16 protein-coding genes are annotated in these 16,468 nt (G+C 69.1%); 9 read left to right on the forward strand and 7 right to left on the reverse strand.

Annotated elements, in window-relative coordinates; all coding sequences use genetic code 11:
- Window positions 1-4: 4 nt before the first annotated feature.
- The 4 genes from CVV72_RS03050 to CVV72_RS03065 form a co-directional block, all read right to left on the reverse strand.
- Window positions 5-1,135 (reverse strand): lactonase family protein, encoded by a 1,131-nt coding sequence (locus CVV72_RS03050; RefSeq protein WP_219150939.1) that lies wholly within the window; start codon window positions 1,133-1,135, stop codon window positions 5-7.
- Between the two features lie 27 nt (window positions 1,136-1,162).
- Window positions 1,163-2,551: a GntP family permease gene (locus CVV72_RS03055; RefSeq protein WP_219150940.1), complete on the reverse strand. Its 1,389-nt coding sequence runs from the start codon at window positions 2,549-2,551 to the stop codon at window positions 1,163-1,165.
- The gene (locus CVV72_RS03060) at window positions 2,548-4,143 is read right to left on the reverse strand and encodes an amidohydrolase family protein (RefSeq protein WP_219150941.1); all 1,596 of its coding nucleotides are present in this window, start codon (window positions 4,141-4,143) and stop codon (window positions 2,548-2,550) included. Before CVV72_RS03060 ends, CVV72_RS03055 begins: the two co-directional genes overlap by 4 nt.
- Window positions 4,144-4,353: 210 nt before the next feature.
- Window positions 4,354-5,658 carry an amino acid deaminase gene (locus CVV72_RS03065; protein ID WP_219150942.1) on the reverse strand — a complete coding sequence of 435 codons (1,305 nt, stop codon included), beginning with the start codon at window positions 5,656-5,658 and terminating at the stop codon, window positions 4,354-4,356.
- Between the two features lie 150 nt (window positions 5,659-5,808).
- Between CVV72_RS03065 and CVV72_RS03070 the strand changes: the two genes are divergently transcribed.
- Genes CVV72_RS03070 through CVV72_RS03080 form a run of 3 tightly spaced genes read left to right on the forward strand, consistent with a single transcriptional unit; the run spans window position 5,809 to window position 7,891 of the window.
- The gene (locus tag CVV72_RS03070) at window positions 5,809-6,750 is read left to right on the forward strand and encodes a sugar kinase (protein WP_255632750.1); all 942 of its coding nucleotides are present in this window, start codon (window positions 5,809-5,811) and stop codon (window positions 6,748-6,750) included.
- Window positions 6,747-7,511, forward strand: a complete 765-nt coding sequence (locus tag CVV72_RS03075; RefSeq protein ID WP_034321589.1) for an IclR family transcriptional regulator — start codon at window positions 6,747-6,749, stop codon at window positions 7,509-7,511. The genes CVV72_RS03070 and CVV72_RS03075 overlap by 4 nt, the downstream gene beginning before the upstream one ends.
- On the forward strand, window positions 7,508-7,891 hold the full coding sequence (locus CVV72_RS03080) for a RidA family protein (RefSeq protein WP_034321592.1): 384 nt from the start codon (window positions 7,508-7,510) through the stop codon (window positions 7,889-7,891). The genes CVV72_RS03075 and CVV72_RS03080 overlap by 4 nt, the downstream gene beginning before the upstream one ends.
- A 159-nt stretch (window positions 7,892-8,050) precedes the next feature.
- On the opposite strand, the gene CVV72_RS03085 is transcribed toward CVV72_RS03080, so the two are convergent.
- From CVV72_RS03085 to CVV72_RS03095, 3 genes are all read right to left on the reverse strand, one after another.
- Window positions 8,051-9,046, reverse strand: a complete 996-nt coding sequence (locus CVV72_RS03085; RefSeq protein WP_219150944.1) for a 1-aminocyclopropane-1-carboxylate deaminase — start codon at window positions 9,044-9,046, stop codon at window positions 8,051-8,053.
- Window positions 9,043-9,681 (reverse strand): GntR family transcriptional regulator, encoded by a 639-nt coding sequence (locus CVV72_RS03090; protein ID WP_219153792.1) that lies wholly within the window; start codon window positions 9,679-9,681, stop codon window positions 9,043-9,045. Before CVV72_RS03090 ends, CVV72_RS03085 begins: the two co-directional genes overlap by 4 nt.
- 102 nt (window positions 9,682-9,783) lie before the next feature.
- Window positions 9,784-10,143, reverse strand: a complete 360-nt coding sequence (locus CVV72_RS03095; protein ID WP_005163289.1) for a DUF1844 domain-containing protein — start codon at window positions 10,141-10,143, stop codon at window positions 9,784-9,786.
- Window positions 10,144-10,411: 268 nt separating this feature from the next.
- On the opposite strand from CVV72_RS03095, the gene infC reads away from it, so the two are divergent.
- The 6 genes from infC to pheT all read left to right on the forward strand — a co-directional run bounded on the left by infC (window position 10,412) and on the right by pheT (window position 16,392).
- On the forward strand, window positions 10,412-10,987 hold the full coding sequence (gene infC, locus CVV72_RS03100; protein ID WP_051071860.1) for a translation initiation factor IF-3: 576 nt from the start codon (window positions 10,412-10,414) through the stop codon (window positions 10,985-10,987).
- Between the two features lie 70 nt (window positions 10,988-11,057).
- The gene (gene rpmI / locus CVV72_RS03105) at window positions 11,058-11,252 is read left to right on the forward strand and encodes a 50S ribosomal protein L35 (protein WP_007028043.1); all 195 of its coding nucleotides are present in this window, start codon (window positions 11,058-11,060) and stop codon (window positions 11,250-11,252) included.
- Between the two features lie 62 nt (window positions 11,253-11,314).
- The gene (gene rplT / locus CVV72_RS03110; RefSeq protein ID WP_005163284.1) at window positions 11,315-11,692 is read left to right on the forward strand and encodes a 50S ribosomal protein L20; all 378 of its coding nucleotides are present in this window, start codon (window positions 11,315-11,317) and stop codon (window positions 11,690-11,692) included.
- A 167-nt stretch (window positions 11,693-11,859) separates the two neighbouring features.
- Window positions 11,860-12,522: an RNA methyltransferase gene (locus tag CVV72_RS03115; protein ID WP_255632486.1), complete on the forward strand. Its 663-nt coding sequence runs from the start codon at window positions 11,860-11,862 to the stop codon at window positions 12,520-12,522.
- Between the two features lie 237 nt (window positions 12,523-12,759).
- Entirely contained in the window at window positions 12,760-13,824 is a 1,065-nt protein-coding gene (gene pheS / locus CVV72_RS03120) for a phenylalanine--tRNA ligase subunit alpha (RefSeq protein ID WP_219150945.1), read from the forward strand.
- Window positions 13,825-16,392 carry a phenylalanine--tRNA ligase subunit beta gene (gene pheT, locus CVV72_RS03125; RefSeq protein WP_219150946.1) on the forward strand — a complete coding sequence of 856 codons (2,568 nt, stop codon included), beginning with the start codon at window positions 13,825-13,827 and terminating at the stop codon, window positions 16,390-16,392.
- The last annotated feature ends 76 nt before the right edge of the window (window positions 16,393-16,468 follow it).

The raw sequence follows: 16,468 nt of genomic DNA on the forward strand, positions 1-16,468 counted from the left end.
CTCCTTAGGCGAAAAAGACGGAATTGACCTGGGGGAGCGCCAGTTTCCCGGCGACGGCTCCCGGAAGACCGGTACCGGGATCGCGCGGCAGCCAGCTGAGCGTGCCGGACTTGTCGCTCGAGACGTAGAACCAGCGCTCGGTCGGGTCGAGCGTGAAGTGCCGCGGGTAGACACCGCCGACGGGCGCGTTGTTCAGCAGCTTCAAGGACTTCCCGTCCTCGCCGGCGCCGAACGACGCGATCGTGTCGGAACCGCGCACGGAGGCGTAGACGAACTTCCCGTCCTTGGACGTGGTGATCTCACCCGGGTACTGCGCGCCGGGTGTGCCCGCGGGAACGGCCGGGACGACCTGTCCGGCGGTGAGTTTCCCGGTGGCCGGGTTCCACGCCGCGACGGTCACCTCGGCACGCAGCTCGCCGAGGATGTACGCGTACTTGCCGTTCGGGTGGAACGCCAGATGCCGGGGACCGGCGCCGGACGGGAGCTTCAACTGCTGGTTCAGCTTCAGTTTCCCGGTGGCGGCGTCGAGTTTGTAGACGTAGACCGAATCCGCGCCGAGGTCGACCGCGAGCACCCACTTGCCGGTGGGGTCGTTGACGACCTGGTGCGCGTGTGCCTGGCGTTCGGCACCCTTGTGCTGGGCCAGATCGACGACGTCGCCGAGTTTCCCGCCCGCGAGGATCGGGAGGACGACGACGCTGCCGCTGCTGTAGTTCGCGGCCAGCACGTACTTCTGGCTCGAGTGGACGCTCAGATGGGTCGGGTGCTGGCCCTTGGCCGATTTCTTGTTGAGCAGCTTGGGTTTCGCCGGATCGGCAAGGCTGAACGAGGAGATCTGGCCGTTCTCGTCCTCGTTGGTCACGTAGAGCGTTTTGCGGTCGGCGCTGATGTCGAACCAGGAAGCGTTGCTGACTCCCGGGATCGTGCGGTCGACGACGAGCGCGTTGGTCGCCGCGTCCCGGTGAGCGACATCGAGTCCGTGCCCGGAACTGGTGTAGCTGCTGACGTAGATGGCCCCGGTTCCCTTCGGTCCGCAGGTCTGTTCGGAGGCGTTCGCGAGATGGGAACCGAGAACGGTGGTGAGTCCAGCCGCTCCGACGGCGCCGAGGAAGGTGCGTCGATCCAGTCCGGTCATCGTGATCTCTCCCAGTCGTCGGGTGGTTTAAACCACTGCCATGAGCAATGCTGCCACGCCGAAACCGGAAACGGAAAGGACGGTTTCCAATACGGTCCACGTTTTCAGGGTCTGCGGCACGGTCATGTTGAAGTACCGCGAGATGATCCAGAAACCGCCGTCGTTCACGTGGGAGGCGATGATCGAACCCGCCGAAATCGCGACGACCAGCAGCGCGAGCTGCATCTGCGAATAGCCCAGCGTCGCCACCGTCGGTGCGACGATACCGCTCGTGGTCACGATCGCGACGGTCGCCGAACCCTGCGCGATCCGCATTCCACAGCTGATCACGTATGCGGCGAGGATGACCGGGAGACCGGCGTTGTCCAGCGAACCCGCGACGGCCTTGCCGATCCCCGTGGCGGACAGCACGGCGCCGAAGAACGCGCCCGCGCCGACCACCAGCAGGATCATCGCGACCGGGCGGAGCGATTTCGCCGAAAGCTCGCTCAGGTCCTTGCCGGTGAGGCCGCGGCGCAGGCCGAGCAGCCAGGACGCGAGCAGGACCGAGATCGTCAGCGCGACCGCCGGGGTCCCGATGAACGCGGCGACACCGGCGGACGCCGAATTCTTGGGAAGCCAGATGCTGCCGAAGGTTCCGGCGAGGATCAGCACCAGCGGGACGGCGATGATCGCCAGCACCAGACCGAGCGACGGCGGGTTCGTTTCCTTTTCGCCCTCTTCCTCGGCGACCAGGAATTCCGCGGGAACCTCCACGTCGACGCGTTTGCCGATCCAGGTCGAGTACGCGACGCCGCCGACGAGGAACGCCGGGATACCGCAGACCAGGCCCATCAGGATGATCCAGCCGAGTTCCACGTGCAGCAGGCCCGCCGCGGCGACCGGGCCGGGGTGCGGCGGGAGGAACGCGTGGGTGATCGAAAGTCCGGCGAGCAGCGGCAGCGCGTACAGCACGAGTGAACGACCGCCCTGTTTGGCGGCCACGTAGACCAGCGGCGCCAGCACGAAGATGCCGATGTCGAAGAAGACCGGGATACCGAAGACGAAACCCGCGAGACCCATCGCCAATGGGGCCCGTTTCTCACCGATGGCCCGCAGCAGCGCGCCGGTGAGCACCCTCGCTCCGCCGGAACGCTCCAAAATGGACCCGAGGATGGTGCCGAGCCCGATGATCGCGGCGATATGGCCGAGGATTCCGCCGAACCCCTTTTCCAGCAGGGAATCCGACGCCTTCTGTGCCGATCCGACGATCTGGCCGACCGGCAGGCCCGCGGCCAGCGCGGTCAGCAGGCCGACCACGATCAGCGCGATGAAGGGCTCGAGTTTGACTTTGATGATGAGGAACAACAACACCGCGATCGAGACGGCGGCGAGGGTCAGGAGACCTCCCGTCGTGTGTTGGAGCCAGTCGATCATCGGGCACTCCCGGGGTTCCGCAGTGAATGGCCGGCGAGGGCGCCGGTCGGTTGACCATCGTCGATGGCGGCGACACCGTTGACGAAGACATAGGGGATACCGGCGGCCTGCTGCCGCGGCTCGTCGAACGTGGCGGTGTCGGCGACGGTTTCCGGGTCGAACAGCACGAGGTCCGCCGCGTATCCGGCGCGGACGAGACCCCGGTCGGTCAGCCGCAGGCGCTGTGCCGCGCGGCCGGTGAGGTGGGCGACGCATTCGGCGAGGCCGAGGACGCCGAGTTCGCGGACATAGCGCGCGAGGTAACGCGGGAACGTGCCCCAGGCGCGGGGATGCGGCCGCGCGCCGACGAGCAGGCCGTCGCTGCCGCCGGTGTGCGTGCGGTGCCGCATGATCGCCTGGACGTTCTCTTCGTGCCCGACGTGCATCAGGCACGAGGTGCCGAGCTTTTCCGAAAGCAGGACGTCGAAGTACAGCTCCGCGGCCGGTTTCCCGGCACGCGTCGCCGACGCGGCGACGGAATGCCCGACGAGATGGGCGTTCTCGTCCCGGCGGACACCGTTGATCTCGATGGCCTCCCAGTCGATCGGCACTCCGTGGGCGCCGTCGGAGCCGGTCTCCTCGATCTCGGCGCGGATCCGCTCGCGGGTGTCCACATCGGACAACCGGGCCAATGTGGCGTCGAGCCCGCCTTCGGTGGCCCAGCTCGGCAACAGCGCGGAAAGATACGTGGCGCCCGGGAGATAGGGATAGGTGTCCAGCGTGATGTCGCAGCCGTCGTCGAGCGCCCGATCGAGCAGCTCCAGCAGATCCGGCGCCTTGCCCTTGTTCACCGAGAAGTTCATCGTGGCGTGCGCGAGGTGCAGCGGGCACCCCGAACGGCGGGAGACGTCGACCATCTCGCCGAACGCCTCGAGCGCGCCCTTGCCGTAGCTGCGGTGGTGCGGGCTGTAGAAGCCGCCGTTCTCCCCGACGACCCGGCACAGCTCGACGAGTTCCTCGGTGGTCGCGTACATGCCCGGTGTGTAGGTGAGCCCGGACGACATGCCCATCGCGCCCTCGGCCAGCCCGGTCGCGATGAGTTCCTTCATCGCGATCATCTCGGCTTCGGTCGCGGGCCGGTCCTCCCAGCCGACGGTGAGCATGCGGACGGTGCCCTGCGGCACCAGGTAGGCCGCGTTGACCGCGACCCCCGCGTCGAGCCGGTCGAGGTACTCGCCGACGGAACGCCAGTTCCAGTCGAAGCCCGCCGGATCGTCGTTCCAGCCGGCGAGCTGCTGGCGCAGCGCCGCGAGGACCTCGTCGTTCACGGGCGCGTAGGAGAGCCCGTCCTGCCCGAGCACCTCGGTCGTGACGCCCTGGGAGAGCTTCGCGAGGTGATCCGGATTGGCGAGCAGCTGAAGATCGGAATGCGAATGCATGTCGATGAACCCGGGCGCGAGCACGAGTCCTTCGGCGTCGATGGTGCGGCGGCCCGCGAGCGAGCCGGGTTCGGCGACACTGGCGATCCGGCCGTCGGTGATGCCCACGTCGTGCCTGGTGAGCGGATCCCCGGTGCCGTCGGCGACCAGTGCGGAACGGACAACGATGTCCATGGTGATTCTTCCTCTGCGGCGGTGGAGGACGGATCAGAAATTGTCGGCGGAGCTGAAGATCGACCTTTATAGGTGACCGAACGTGTGAACCCGCCCCGGCCGAAGGCCCCGCTATCGCGGTGGCAGGGCGCCTTATTCGCATCCGCGACGTGGATGACCAGGCGGCGCCCTGTCGACGTCGATCGCGGTCGCGGGTTCACCAGCGGATAGTCAGAAATGGGTGCGGACGAAATCGAGCACGGTCTCGCCGTCGGGGCCGACGACCGGGATCAGGGGCCATTTGTCGAAAACGGTGCACGGATGCGACAGGCCGAGGGCGACCCAGTCGCCGACCTCGACGGGCGACGACGCGGGCAGCGTGAGAAAGGCGTGCTGGTCGTTCATCTTCTGGATGGAATGACCTTCGAGCGCGGACGGTGGTCCGTCGCCCTTGCGGATCAGGCGCGGCTCGGGCATGCCCTCGTCGAACGAAGCGTCCCGTTTGCCGATGGTGAGCAGCGCGAGCTCGTCCGTCGGCTTCGACGTCACCTGGGCCCAGGCGCGCAGCGCGGACCGGAACGAGGCGACGCCCCCGATGCGCGGGTGTTCGCCCAGTGGCGAGATCACCCGGTAGAAGCCGTCGTCGTGGGTCACGTAGGCGCCACTGCGCAGGATCGGCAGGACGTCCAGGCCGCCCCAGTCCTTGGTGAGCTCGTCGGCGACGCGGTCGAAGTACGCGCTGCCGCCGCCGGTGACGATGATCTGGCCGGCGTCGTCGAGCAGGCCCTTGGCGTGGAAGGCGAAGACGAGTTCCCGCAGACCGTCCACATAGGAGCTGATCAGCTGGAGCGACTTCTCGTCGGTGTGGTGGGAAAGCGCGCCTTCGTAGCCGCCGGACCCACGCAGCCGCAGAGCGGGGCTCGCGTGCGCGGCCTCGGCGACGGCGAGCGCGGTCTCGGTGTCGCGGACACCGGTGCGGCCGCCCTCGGCGCCGAGTTCGACCAGCACGTCCACCTTGCGGCGGGCGCCGCGCAGGGCTTCGGTCATCAGCTCGACGCCGCGGACCGAGTCGACCCAGCAGACGAACTCGAAGTCGTCGTCGGCGTCCAGCTCGGCGGCGAGCCACTTCAACCCGGACGGGTCGAGGAGCTGGTTCGCCAGCAGGATCCGGGAAACGCCGAACGCGCGGTAGATCCGCAGGTGGCCGGCGTTCGCGCAGGTGATACCCCACGAGCCGTGCTTCAGCTGCCGCTCGAACAGCTGCGGCGCCATCGTCGTCTTGCCGTGCGGGGCCAGCGCGACCCCGCGTTCGGCGCACCAGTCCGCCATCGTGCGGAGGTTGTGCTCGACGGCCTCTTCGTCGAGAACGACGAACGGGCCGAGGAAGCCGTCGTCGAACAGCTTGGCGCCGCGGGCGGCGGCCTCGCCGATCGTGAGACCGGACAGCGAAGGCGCGACCGAGCGGAAGCGCCAGTCGACGCGCTCCTCCCGGACGGCCGCGACCGCGGCGGAATCGATGGTGCCGGCTTCGAACATGAGGTTCACCTCGGTTGCGTATGTTGCAACGGACGTTGCGCATATTGCGTGGGATAGGTGTAGCATCCGGTCCGCTGGAGGTCAACGGCGTGACGACTAGGAGACGCGAAGGTGACAAGCGCGCCCCACGTTCTGTGCATCGGGGAGTCGATGGCCTTGTTCGTGCCGGCCGAATCCGGGCCGCCCGACGAGGTACGCAAGTGGGTGCGGAGCATCGGCGGGGCCGAATCGAACGTCGCCTGCCATCTCCCCGCGCTGGGTTTCACCAGCGCCTGGGTGAGCGCCGTCGGCGACGATCCGTTCGGCCGCGCGCTGGTGCGCGAGATCGGCGCGGCGGGGGTGGACGTCAGCGGGGTCGTGGTCGATCCGACGCGCCCGACCGGGCTCTACATCAAGGAAAGCGGCGCGGACGGCAGCCCCGTTCGCTACTACCGCAAGGGCTCCGCCGCGTCCGGAATGGACGCCGGGCTCCTGGGGAAGCTCGAACTCGACGGGGTGCGCGTCATCCACCTTTCCGGGATCACGCCCGCGCTGTCGGACGGCTGCCTGGACCTGGTGCGCGCGCTGATGGAACGACCGCGTGGCGACACGCTGGTGTCGTTCGACGTGAACTTCCGGCCCGCGCTGTGGACCGGACGCGACCCGTCGGTGCTGGCCGGGCTGGCCGCCCGCGCCGACATCGTGCTCGCTGGTGAGGACGAGGCCGAGCGGGTGTGGGGGACCGGCGACCCGGCACGGCTGCGCGCCGCGGTGCCCGGACCGAAGACGCTGGTCGTCAAGCACGGGGCACGCGGCGTGACCCTGATCGACGGCGACGAAGCACCGCTTTTCTCGCCCGCGCTCCAGGTCGACGTCGTGGAGCCGGTCGGTGCCGGCGACGCGTTCGCCGCCGGTTTCCTCGCCGCCACTCTGCGCGGTGACGACCCCGCGACCCGGCTGCGGCGCGGTCATCTGCAGGCCGCGGCCACCTTGCTGACCCACGACGACGTGGGCACGCCGCTGCCCGAATCCGTCGTCGAAACGCTCCTGGCGGCGGATGAGGCAGCATGGGCGGCGGCCAAGCTGACGGACAAGGGAATGGTGGGCGGATGAGCCAGAGCCTGGACAGGGCGCTCACGCTGCTGAGCGGGCTGGCCCGCGAGCCGAAGACACTGGACCAGCTCGCCGAGGAGATCGGCGTGCACAAGTCGACCGTGCTGCGCCTGCTGCGCACCCTGGAGACGCACCACTTCGTGCGCCGGGAAGGGCAGCGGTACTACCGGCTGGGCAGTGCGCTCTTCGACCTCGCACAGCAGGCGCTGGAGGATCGCGACGTCCGCCGCACCGCGCAATCCGCGCTCGCCGGGCTCAACGCGCGCACCGGGCACACCGTGCACCTCGCCTCCTATGAGGACGGAGAGGTCGTCTACATCGACAAGTTCGAGGGCAGGCACTCGGTGCGGATGTACTCCCGCATCGGGAAACGCGCGCCCCTGCACTGCACCGCCGTCGGCAAGGTGCTCGTCGCGGCGATGACGCCGGAGAAGCAGGCGGACGTGGTGTCGAGGATCGACTTCTTCGTCCGGACGCCGAACACGATCACCACGCCCGAGGCCTACGAGAAGGAACTCGCGCTCGTCGCCGACCGCGGCTACGCGGTGGACAACGCCGAGCACGAGGACTTCATCCACTGCGTCGCCGCGCCGGTCCGCGGCCCGGGCGGCGTGGTGCTCGCCGCCGCGTCCGTCTCGGTGCCGAAGGTGCTGCTGGACTACGACGGCCTGATGGCGCTCGTGCCGGAGCTGATCGCCGCCGCCGAAGAAGCTTCCGTCCACAGTGGATGGACGGGGAACCGAAAGGGGAAGTTGGAATGAGCAAGACCGCGATCAGCACGGAGAACGCGCCGAAGCCGGTGGCCGCGTTCTCGCAGGCGGTCCGCAAGGGCAACATCCTGCAGGTGGCCGGCCAGGTCGCCTTCGACCCGGCCACCGGCGCCATCGTCGGCGAGACCGTCGGTGAGCAGACCGAGCAGACCTTCAAGAACATCGAGGCGGTGCTCGAGGCCGCCGGTTCGAGCCTGGCCGACGCGATGATGGTGCGCGTGTACCTGACCGACGTCGACCACTTCGGCGCGTTCAACGAGGTCTACAACAAGCTGATCGGCGAGGCGCCGCACCCGGCCCGCACCACCGTGTACGTCGGCCTGCCCGCCGGGCTGCTGGTGGAGATCGACGTCCTGGCCGTCACGGACTGATCCCCGCGGAGACGCGCGGGTGACTGCTGGTGCTTGTGGCGACATCGAGTCCGTGAAGGCCTCCTTGAGGGACCCTGGGTCCCTCAAGGAGGCCTTCACGGACTTGGGTTGGGATCAACCGCGCCCACGGAGTTGTCCAAGTCACCGCTGGCACGAGGGCTAGAGCACGCTCGTGTAGCCGTTCAGCGCGGGCTGCCCGCCCAGATGCGCGAAGAGCACGTTCGAGTCCCGCGCGATCTCGCCCCGCGCGACGAGGTCGATCAGCCCCGCCATGGACTTGCCCTCGTACACCGGATCGGTGAGCACGCCCTCCAGCCGCGCCAGCGTCCGGATCGCGTCCAGCGTGGACTCGTCCGGGATGCCGTAGATCCCGGCGTGGTAGCGCTCGTCCAGTTCGACCTCGCCGATCTCGCCTGCGCCGATCAGTTCCGCGGTCGCCCGGGCGATGCGGGTGATCTGATCGCGGGTCTCGGCCGGTTTCGCCGACCCGTCGACGCCGAGGATCCGGCGCGGCTTCTCGGAAAGCGCGGCCCCGGCGACCATCCCGGCCTGCGTGCTGCCGGTCACCGAACAGACGATCACCGTGTCGAAGAAGACGCCGAGTTCCGCCTCCTGCGCTTCGAGTTCGACCATCCAGTTCGCGAAACCGAGCCCGCCGAGCCGGTGGTCCGAGCCGCCCGCCGGGATCGCGTACGGCTTCCCGCCGCCGGCTTCGATCTCCTTGACCGCGTTCTCCCAGCTCTCCTTGAAGCCGACGCCGAACCCGGCCTCGACCATCCGGATGTCCGCGCCGAGGATGCGCGAGAGCTGGATGTTGCCGACCTTGTCGTACGTCGGGTCGTTCCAGTCGACCCAGCTCTCCTGCACCAGCACGGCCTTGAGCCCGGCCCGCGCGGCGGCCGCGGCGACCTGGCGGGTGTGGTTCGACTGCACGCCGCCGATCGAGATCAGCGTGTCCGCGCCCTGGGCCAGCGCGTCGGCGACCAGGTATTCGAGCTTCCGGGTCTTGTTGCCGCCGAACGCGATCCCGGAGTTGACGTCCTCGCGTTTCGCCCAGACCTTCGCGCCGCCGAGATGAGCGGTGAGCCGCTCCAGCGGATGGACGGGGGAGGGGCCGAACAGCAGTGGGTAGCGCGGGAAATCGGCGAGGGTCATGGCGTCTCCAGGAGGTCTTCGAGCTCGGTCCAGATCGTGGCGGTGATCGCGCAGGCCGCGTCGACGTCGCCCGCTTCGAGGGCGTCGGCCAGTTCCGCGTGGCGCTGGACCGATCGGTGGGCGGGCAGGGAGCCGAAGCGGGCGTATTCGAGACGCCGCAGCAGGGGCGTGTAGCGGGCCAGCGTCGCGGCGATCGCCCGGTTGCGTGCGGCGGCCACGGGGACGTCGTGGAGTTCGTCGTCGGCGGTGATCGCGGCCTCGATGTCCCCGGCGGCGATCGCGTCGGCGAACCGGGTGTTGGCCGCGCGCATCGCCGCGACCTCCGCCGGCCCCATCCGGGGCGCACCCGCCCGGACGGCGAACTCGTGCAGCGCGCGCACGAGCTGCAGGGCGTCACGGACGTCGTCGGGGACGAACCCCGCGACGCGCGTGTAGCTCTGTGGCTTCGACTCGACGAGACCGTCCTCGACGAGCCTCAGCAGCGCTTGGCGCACCGGAGCCCGGGAAAGCCCCAGCTGATCGGCGAGGTCGCCGTCGCGGAGGTTCGTCCCCGGCGGCAGCGTCCCGTCGATGATCGCCCGCCGGATGCTCTCGTAGGCCTCGTCCCTCAGGAGGGACCTCGGCACCTTCGCCAACCCGCTCACATCTGAAATGTTAGTTGACGGAGAAGCGGAAGTACATGAAGGCCCCCTTCCTGTACCTAGACGTAAGGAAGGGGGCCTTCATGTACTTCGGGGCTAGTAAACCGGCCCCGTGTACTTCTCGCCCGGGCCCTGGCCCGGCGCGTCCGGCACGGCCGAAGCCTCACGGAAAGCCTTCTGCAGCGACTGGAGGCCGTCGCGCAACGGCCCCGCGTGGAGGCCGAGGTACTCTGCGGAAGCGGTGACCAGTCCGGCGAGGGCGGTGATCAGGCGGCGGGCCTCGTCGAGGTCGCGGTGGGGTGAGCTGGCCGGGTCCTCGTCCGCGAGGCCGAGACGTTCGGCGCCGGCGGAGAGCAGCATGACGGCCGCCCTGCTGATCACCTCGACGCTCGGGATGTCCTCCAGGTCGCGGACGTCCGGGGAATACGGGGGCTGCTGAACGGGTTCATCTGACACGTCTGGTACCCTTCCACGAGCGACCAGCCCCCGAGCGATCGGGGGCGGCAAGTGGAGCCCCGCTCCCACCCGTGTCACCGCCGCAACACCAGGTGTCCGGGTCCGGTCTCGCCAAGACGATTTCGGGCGTCGAGGCGGTGTGTTCGGTTCTGGAGATCGAACACGATCGGAAAGAGTGGGCCCCGCGTACCGCACGGTACCGGGGCCTTAGGTATGTGGGCACCAGGTCGAAACGGTAGAAGAATTTACCTCGAACCAGGGAGGCCCCATCAGCTCCGAGACACGCATCAACGACCGAATCCGGGTACCGGAGGTCCGCCTCGTCGGGCCGGCCGGTGAACAGGTCGGCATCGTCCGGATCGAAGATGCGCTGCGGCTGGCACAGGAGAACGATCTCGATCTCGTCGAGGTCGCCCCGCAGGCACGCCCGCCCGTATGCAAGCTCATGGACTTCGGCAAGTTCAAGTACGAGAGCGCGCAGAAGGCCCGCGAGTCCCGCCGCAACCAGCAGCTCACCGTCATCAAAGAGCAGAAGCTGCGGCCGAAGATCGACCAGCACGACTACGAGACCAAGAAGGGTCACGTGTCGCGGTTCCTGGCCGCCGGCAACAAGGTCAAGGTCACGATCATGTTCCGCGGTCGCGAGCAGTCCCGGCCGGAACTCGGGTTCCGCCTGCTGCAGAAGCTCGCCGACGAGGTGACCGAGCTCGGTTTCGTCGAGTCGTCGCCGAAGCAGGACGGTCGCAACATGATCATGGTGTTGGCCCCGCACAAGAACGTGAAGCCGCAGAAGGCCGCGAAGGCAGCGAAGGACGAGTCGTCCGAGCCGCCCGCGGACGCGTAGCGCCGACCAGCACATGTCAGCGGCACACCGGGAACAACCGGTGTGCCGCCGCACGGAAGAGGACAACGTAATGCCGAAGATGAAGACGCACAGCGGGACGTCCAAGCGTGTCCGCGTCACGGGTTCGGGCAAGCTGCGCCGCCAGAAGGCCGGCCGCCGCCACCTGATGGAGAAGAAGTCCAACAGGCTCACCCGTCGCCTCGAAGGCACGACCGAGATCGCCAAGAACGACGTCGGCCGCGTCAAGCGCCTTCTCGGCCGCTGACACCCCGCACTTTGTAAACGCCGGGCGCGCCAGCGCGCCCCAGATCGACAGGATGGACCCCAGTGGCACGCGTCAAGAGGGCTGTAAACGCCCAGAAGAAGCGTCGCGCGACTCTCGAGCTCGCCAGCGGCTACCGCGGCCAGCGTTCGCGGCTGTACCGCAAGGCGAAGGAGCAGACGCTTCACTCGCTGAACTACGCCTACCGGGACCGTCGTGCCCGCAAGGGTGACTTCCGCCAGCTGTGGATCACCCGCATCAACGCGGCCGCCCGCGCCAACGGCGTGACCTACAACCGGTTCATCCAGGGCCTCAAGGCCGCGGGTGTCGAGGTCGACCGCAAGATCCTCGCGGACCTCGCCGTCAATGACGCCGCCGCGTTCACCGCGCTGGCCGAGCTGGCCAAGGCGAACGTGAACACCGAAGAGAAGAAGTCGGCCTGACCGGCGACAGCGCTCTTCACCGGCCCGGGGCTGCTCCGTTCACCGAACGGACACCCCGGGTCGTTGCTGCGCGCAAGCTCACCCGCCGGGCCGAGCGTGAGAAGACGGGCCGGTTCCTCGCCGAGGGCGCGAACGCGGTCGAAGCCGCGCTCGAACACGGCGGCACGGTGCACGAGCTGTTCGTCACCGAACGCGCCGCCGCGCAGCACCAGCGCCTGGTCATCGCCGCGCGTGAGGCGGGCGTCCCCGTCTCGCCGATCACCGATCGCGCCGCCGACGGGCTGTCCGAGACCGTGACGCCGCAAGGCATCGTCGCGGTCTGCGCGCACGTCGACCGTCCACAAGAGACCGTTCTCAAGCCGGGCGCGAAGCTCGTCGTCGTCCTCGTCGACGTCGCGGACCCCGGTAACGCGGGCACCGTGATCCGGGTCGCGGACGCCGCCGGTGCCGACGCGGTCGTCCTCGCCGGGGACAGTGTCGACCCGCACAACGGCAAATGCGTCCGCGCGGCCGCCGGCAGCCTGTTCCACCCCGCCATCACCCGGATCCGGGACGTCGACGCGGCCTTGAAGGCCTGCTCCGCCGCCGGACTCCGCACTTTCGGCGCGCACGGCTACGCCGACACCGAGCTCGATCAGGTGACCTTCGCCGAGCCCACCGCGTGGGTCTTCGGCAACGAGGCGCACGGACTGCCGCAAGCGGTCCTGGAGTCGGTCGATCTCGCGGTCAAGATCCCGATGTACGGCCGCGCGGAGAGTCTCAACCTCGCGACGGCCGCCGCGATCTGCGTGTACACGAATGCGATGGCCTCCCGGGCCGCGACCACGTAGAGTCGCGGGCAGCAACGCCGTCGCAGCACGACACCAAGGGAGCTCTCATGGAACGCAGTGTTCGTTCCAGCACCTTGTTTACGGCGTAGAGCGCGTTTTTCGCACTTCCGAGTGACGGTGTGCCCAGCCCGAGGGTGATCGGGGGCCGCCGTTCGCTGTCCCATAGAATTCAGCAGCTGCTAAACCCATGTGTGCGCTCGCGTGCACCGGACCAGTCCCAGCGGACGCCGAGGAGTTATGTCCGAAGCCAACGACAAGCAGGACCCCCAGGCGGGAACGCTCGCGCCGGAAACGTTGACGGCCGCCGTCAAACAGGCCGAGACCGATTTCGCGGCCGCGGCGGATCTCGACGCGCTGGCCGCGGTCAAGCCCGCCCACCTCGGGGACCAGTCTCCGCTGCTGCTCGCCCGCCGCGAGATCGGCGCCCTGCCGAAGCAGGAAAAGGCCGAGGCCGGCAAGCGGGTCAACGAAGCGCGCCAGGGCATCCAGGCCGCCTTCGATGCCCGCCGTGCCGTACTCCAAGCGGAACGCGACGAAAAGGTGCTCCGAGAGGAGGCCGTCGACGTCACGCTCCCGTGGGACCGCGTGCCCCGTGGCGCCCGGCACCCGATCGCGACCCTGTCGGATCGGATCGCCGACGCGTTCATCGCGATGGGCTACGAGATCGCCGAAGGCCCGGAGCTCGAAGCCGAATGGTTCAACTTCGACGCGCTGAACTTCGGCAAGGACCACCCCGCGCGCCAGCTGCAGGACACGTTCTACCTCGGCGAGGAGGACTCCGGCCTGGTGCTGCGGACGCACACCTCGCCGGTGCAGGCCCGCACGCTGCTGCACCGTGACCTGCCCGTGTACGTCGTCTGCCCCGGCCGCACCTACCGGACCGACGAGCTCGACGCCACGCACACCCCGGTGTTCTCGCAGGTCGAGGGACTCGCGGTGGACAAGGGCCTGACGATGGCGCACCTCAAGGGCACCCTCGACGCCTTCGCCCGCGCGATGTTCGGCGGTAACTCGAAGACCCGTCTGCGCCCGCACTTCTTCCCGTTCACCGAGCCGTCGGCCGAGGTCGACGTCTGGTTCGAGGAGAAGAAGGGCGGACCCGGCTGGGTCGAGTGGGGTGGCTGCGGCATGGTCAACCCCAACGTCCTGCGTGCCTGTGGCGTCGACCCCGAGGTCTACTCGGGTTTCGCCTTCGGCATGGGTATCGAGCGCACCCTGCAGTTCCGCAACGGAATCCCGGACATGCGCGACATGGTGGAGGGCGACATCAGGTTCACCCTGCCCTTCGGAACGGAGGCCTGAGTGAAGGTCCCAGCCAGCTGGCTGACCGAACACCTCGACGTCGACGAGGAGGTCACGGCCCAGGATCTGGCCGACGCCTTCGTGCGCATCGGCATCGAGGTCGACGACGTCCGGAAGCTCGAACCGGTCACCGGCCCGCTCGTGGTCGGTCGTGTCGCCGAGATCGAGGAACTCACGGAGTTCAAGAAGCCGGTCCGGTTCTGCCGGGTCGACGTCGGCGAATCGAATGACGACACCGACAAGCCCGACGAGAACCTCGACGAAGACGAGGACGACGACGAAGGACCTTTCGAGGACGACGGCCCCACGGGGATCAAGACCCGCGGGATCATCTGCGGTGCCTCGAACTTCGCCGAGGGCGACCTGGTGGTCGTCGCGCTGCCCGGCACCGTGCTGCCCGGTGGTTTCGAGATCGGCGCGCGCAAGACCTACGGCCGCCTGAGCGACGGCATGATCTGCTCCGCGAGCGAACTCGGCATCGGCGACGACCACTCCGGCATCCTCGTGCTGCCGCCGAGCACGGCCAGCCCGGGCGAGGACGCGAACAAGCTGCTCGGCCTCGAAGACACCGTCCTCGAGGTGACGCCGACCCCGGACCGCGGGTACACCCTGTCGGTCCGCGGCCTGGCGCGCGAGCTGTCCAACGCGCTCGACGTGCCCTTCGGCGACCCGGCGTCCATCGAGGTCCCCGAGGCCGAGAGCGACGTCTGGCCGGTGCACCTCGAAGACACCGAGGGCTGCAAGCGGTTCGTGCTGCGCCGGGTCAAGAACCTCGACGCGACCGCGCCGACACCGTGGTGGATGCGCCGCCGCCTGATGCTGGCGGGGATCCGCTCGATCTCGCTCGCGGTCGACGTGACCAACTACGTCATGCTCGAGCTCGGGCACCCGCTGCACGCCTTCGCGACCGGTTCGGTCAAGGGCGATCTGGTGGTGCGCAAGGCGAAGCCGGGCGAGAAACTGACCACTTTGGACGATGTCGAGCGCACGCTCGACGCGGACGACGTGGTGATCGCCGACGACAGCGGGGTCATCTCGCTGGCGGGCACGATGGGTGGCGCGTCGACCGAGATCACGCCGGAGAGCACCGACGTGCTGCTCGAGGCGGCGCACTGGGACCCGTCGTCGATCAGCCGGACGGCCCGCCGGCACAAGCTGTTCTCCGAGGCGGCCAAGCGGTTCGAGCGCTACACCGACCCGCAGCTGTGCGCGGTGGCCGTCGAGCTCGCCGCGCGCCTGCTGCGTCAGTACGGCGAGGGGTCGATCCTGCCCGGCCGCACCGACGAGGGCGGCGTCGAGCCGAACCCGCCGGTGACCATGCCGATCAGCCTGCCCGACCAGGTGGCCGGGGTGCGGTACGAGCGCGGTGTCACGGTCAAGCGGCTCTCGCAGATCGGCTGCAAGGTCAACGTCGGCACCTCCGAGGACGGCACCGCGCTGGTGACCGCCGTTCCGCCGAGCTGGCGCGGTGACCTGGTGCAGCCCGCCGACCTCGTCGAGGAGGTGCTCCGGCTGGAGGGTTACGACAGCATCCCGTCGGTGCTGCCCGACGCCCCGGCGGGCCGCGGCCTCACCGACACGCAGCGTCGCCGTCGTTCGGTCGCGCGTGCGCTGGCGGAGAACGGCTACGTCGAGGTGCTGCCCTTCCCGTTCATCTCGGACTCGGTCTGGGACGCGTTCGGGCTGCCCGAGGACGACGTCCGCCGCAGCACCGTGAAGGTCCGCAACCCGCTGGAGGCGGACAAGGACCGGATGGCGAGCACCTTGCTGCCGGGGCTGCTGGAGACCCTGCAGCGCAACATTTCCCGTGGGTTCAAGGATGTCTCGCTGTTCCACATCGGGCAGGTCGTGCTGCCAGGGCCGAACCCGATCCCGATGCCTTCGCTGGGGGTGGACCGGCGCCCGACCGACGAGGAGCTCGCGGTACTGGAGGCGGCTGTCCCGCCGCAGCCGCTGCATGTCGCCGTCGTGCTCGCGGGCCAGCGTGCCCGGGCCGGCTGGTGGGGTGCGGGCGAGCAGGCGAACTGGGCCGACGCGGTGCAGGCCGCCCGGCTGGTGGCGCAGGCCGCCGGTGCCGAGCTGACCACGGCCGCGGCGGACCAGCCGCCGTGGCACCCCGGCCGCTGCGCGCAGCTGCGGGTGGGGCAGTGGCCCGTCGGCTACGCCGGTGAGCTGCACCCGAAGGTCGTCGAGGCGCTCGGGTTGCCGCCGCGCACCGTCGCGATGGAACTCGACCTGGACGCGATCCCGATCCCGGACGGCCGTCCGGCGCCGCGGATCTCGGCGTACCCGCCGGTGCTGCTCGACGTCGCCCTCGTCGCCGAGGCGAGCGTCCCGTCGGCCGACCTCGCCGAGGCGCTGCGCGAAGGCGCGGGCGAACTGCTCGAGGACATCACCCTGTTCGACTCGTATCAGGGTGAGCAGCTGGGCGAGGGCAAGCGTTCGGTGGCGTACAAACTGCGGTTCCGTGCCGCGGACCGCACGCTGACCGTCGACGAGGCCACCAAGGCCCGTGACGCCGCCGTCGCGGTCGCCGGCGAACGCTTCGGCGCGAGCCTGCGGGCCTGACCCGGAAGTCCCGTGAAGGCCCCCTTTCCTCGGCTCAGCCGAGGGAAGGGGGCCTTCACGCGCTTCAGGTGTGGCA

Origin of the sequence: Amycolatopsis sp. TNS106, assembly GCF_019330265.1 — a bacterium.
In the GTDB taxonomy this organism is placed as follows: Bacteria; Actinomycetota; Actinomycetes; order Mycobacteriales; family Pseudonocardiaceae; genus Amycolatopsis; species Amycolatopsis lurida.

Excerpts from the sequence above, each read along its gene's own strand:
- CVV72_RS03065 (WP_219150942.1), bottom strand. The coding sequence starts at position 5,658 with ATGTTCGAAGCCGGCACCATCGATTCCGCCGCGGTCGCGGCCGTCCGG.
- CVV72_RS03070 (WP_255632750.1), top strand. The coding sequence starts at position 5,809 with ATGGCCTTGTTCGTGCCGGCCGAATCCGGGCCGCCCGACGAGGTACGC.
- rpmI (WP_007028043.1), top strand. The coding sequence starts at position 11,058 with ATGCCGAAGATGAAGACGCACAGCGGGACGTCCAAGCGTGTCCGCGTC.
- CVV72_RS03075 (WP_034321589.1), top strand. The coding sequence starts at position 6,747 with ATGAGCCAGAGCCTGGACAGGGCGCTCACGCTGCTGAGCGGGCTGGCC.
- CVV72_RS03085 (WP_219150944.1), bottom strand. The coding sequence starts at position 9,046 with ATGACCCTCGCCGATTTCCCGCGCTACCCACTGCTGTTCGGCCCCTCC.
- CVV72_RS03055 (WP_219150940.1), bottom strand. The coding sequence starts at position 2,551 with ATGATCGACTGGCTCCAACACACGACGGGAGGTCTCCTGACCCTCGCC.
- pheS (WP_219150945.1), top strand. The coding sequence starts at position 12,760 with ATGTCCGAAGCCAACGACAAGCAGGACCCCCAGGCGGGAACGCTCGCG.
- CVV72_RS03050 (WP_219150939.1), bottom strand. The coding sequence starts at position 1,135 with ATGACCGGACTGGATCGACGCACCTTCCTCGGCGCCGTCGGAGCGGCT.
- CVV72_RS03080 (WP_034321592.1), top strand. The coding sequence starts at position 7,508 with ATGAGCAAGACCGCGATCAGCACGGAGAACGCGCCGAAGCCGGTGGCC.
- CVV72_RS03060 (WP_219150941.1), bottom strand. The coding sequence starts at position 4,143 with ATGGACATCGTTGTCCGTTCCGCACTGGTCGCCGACGGCACCGGGGAT.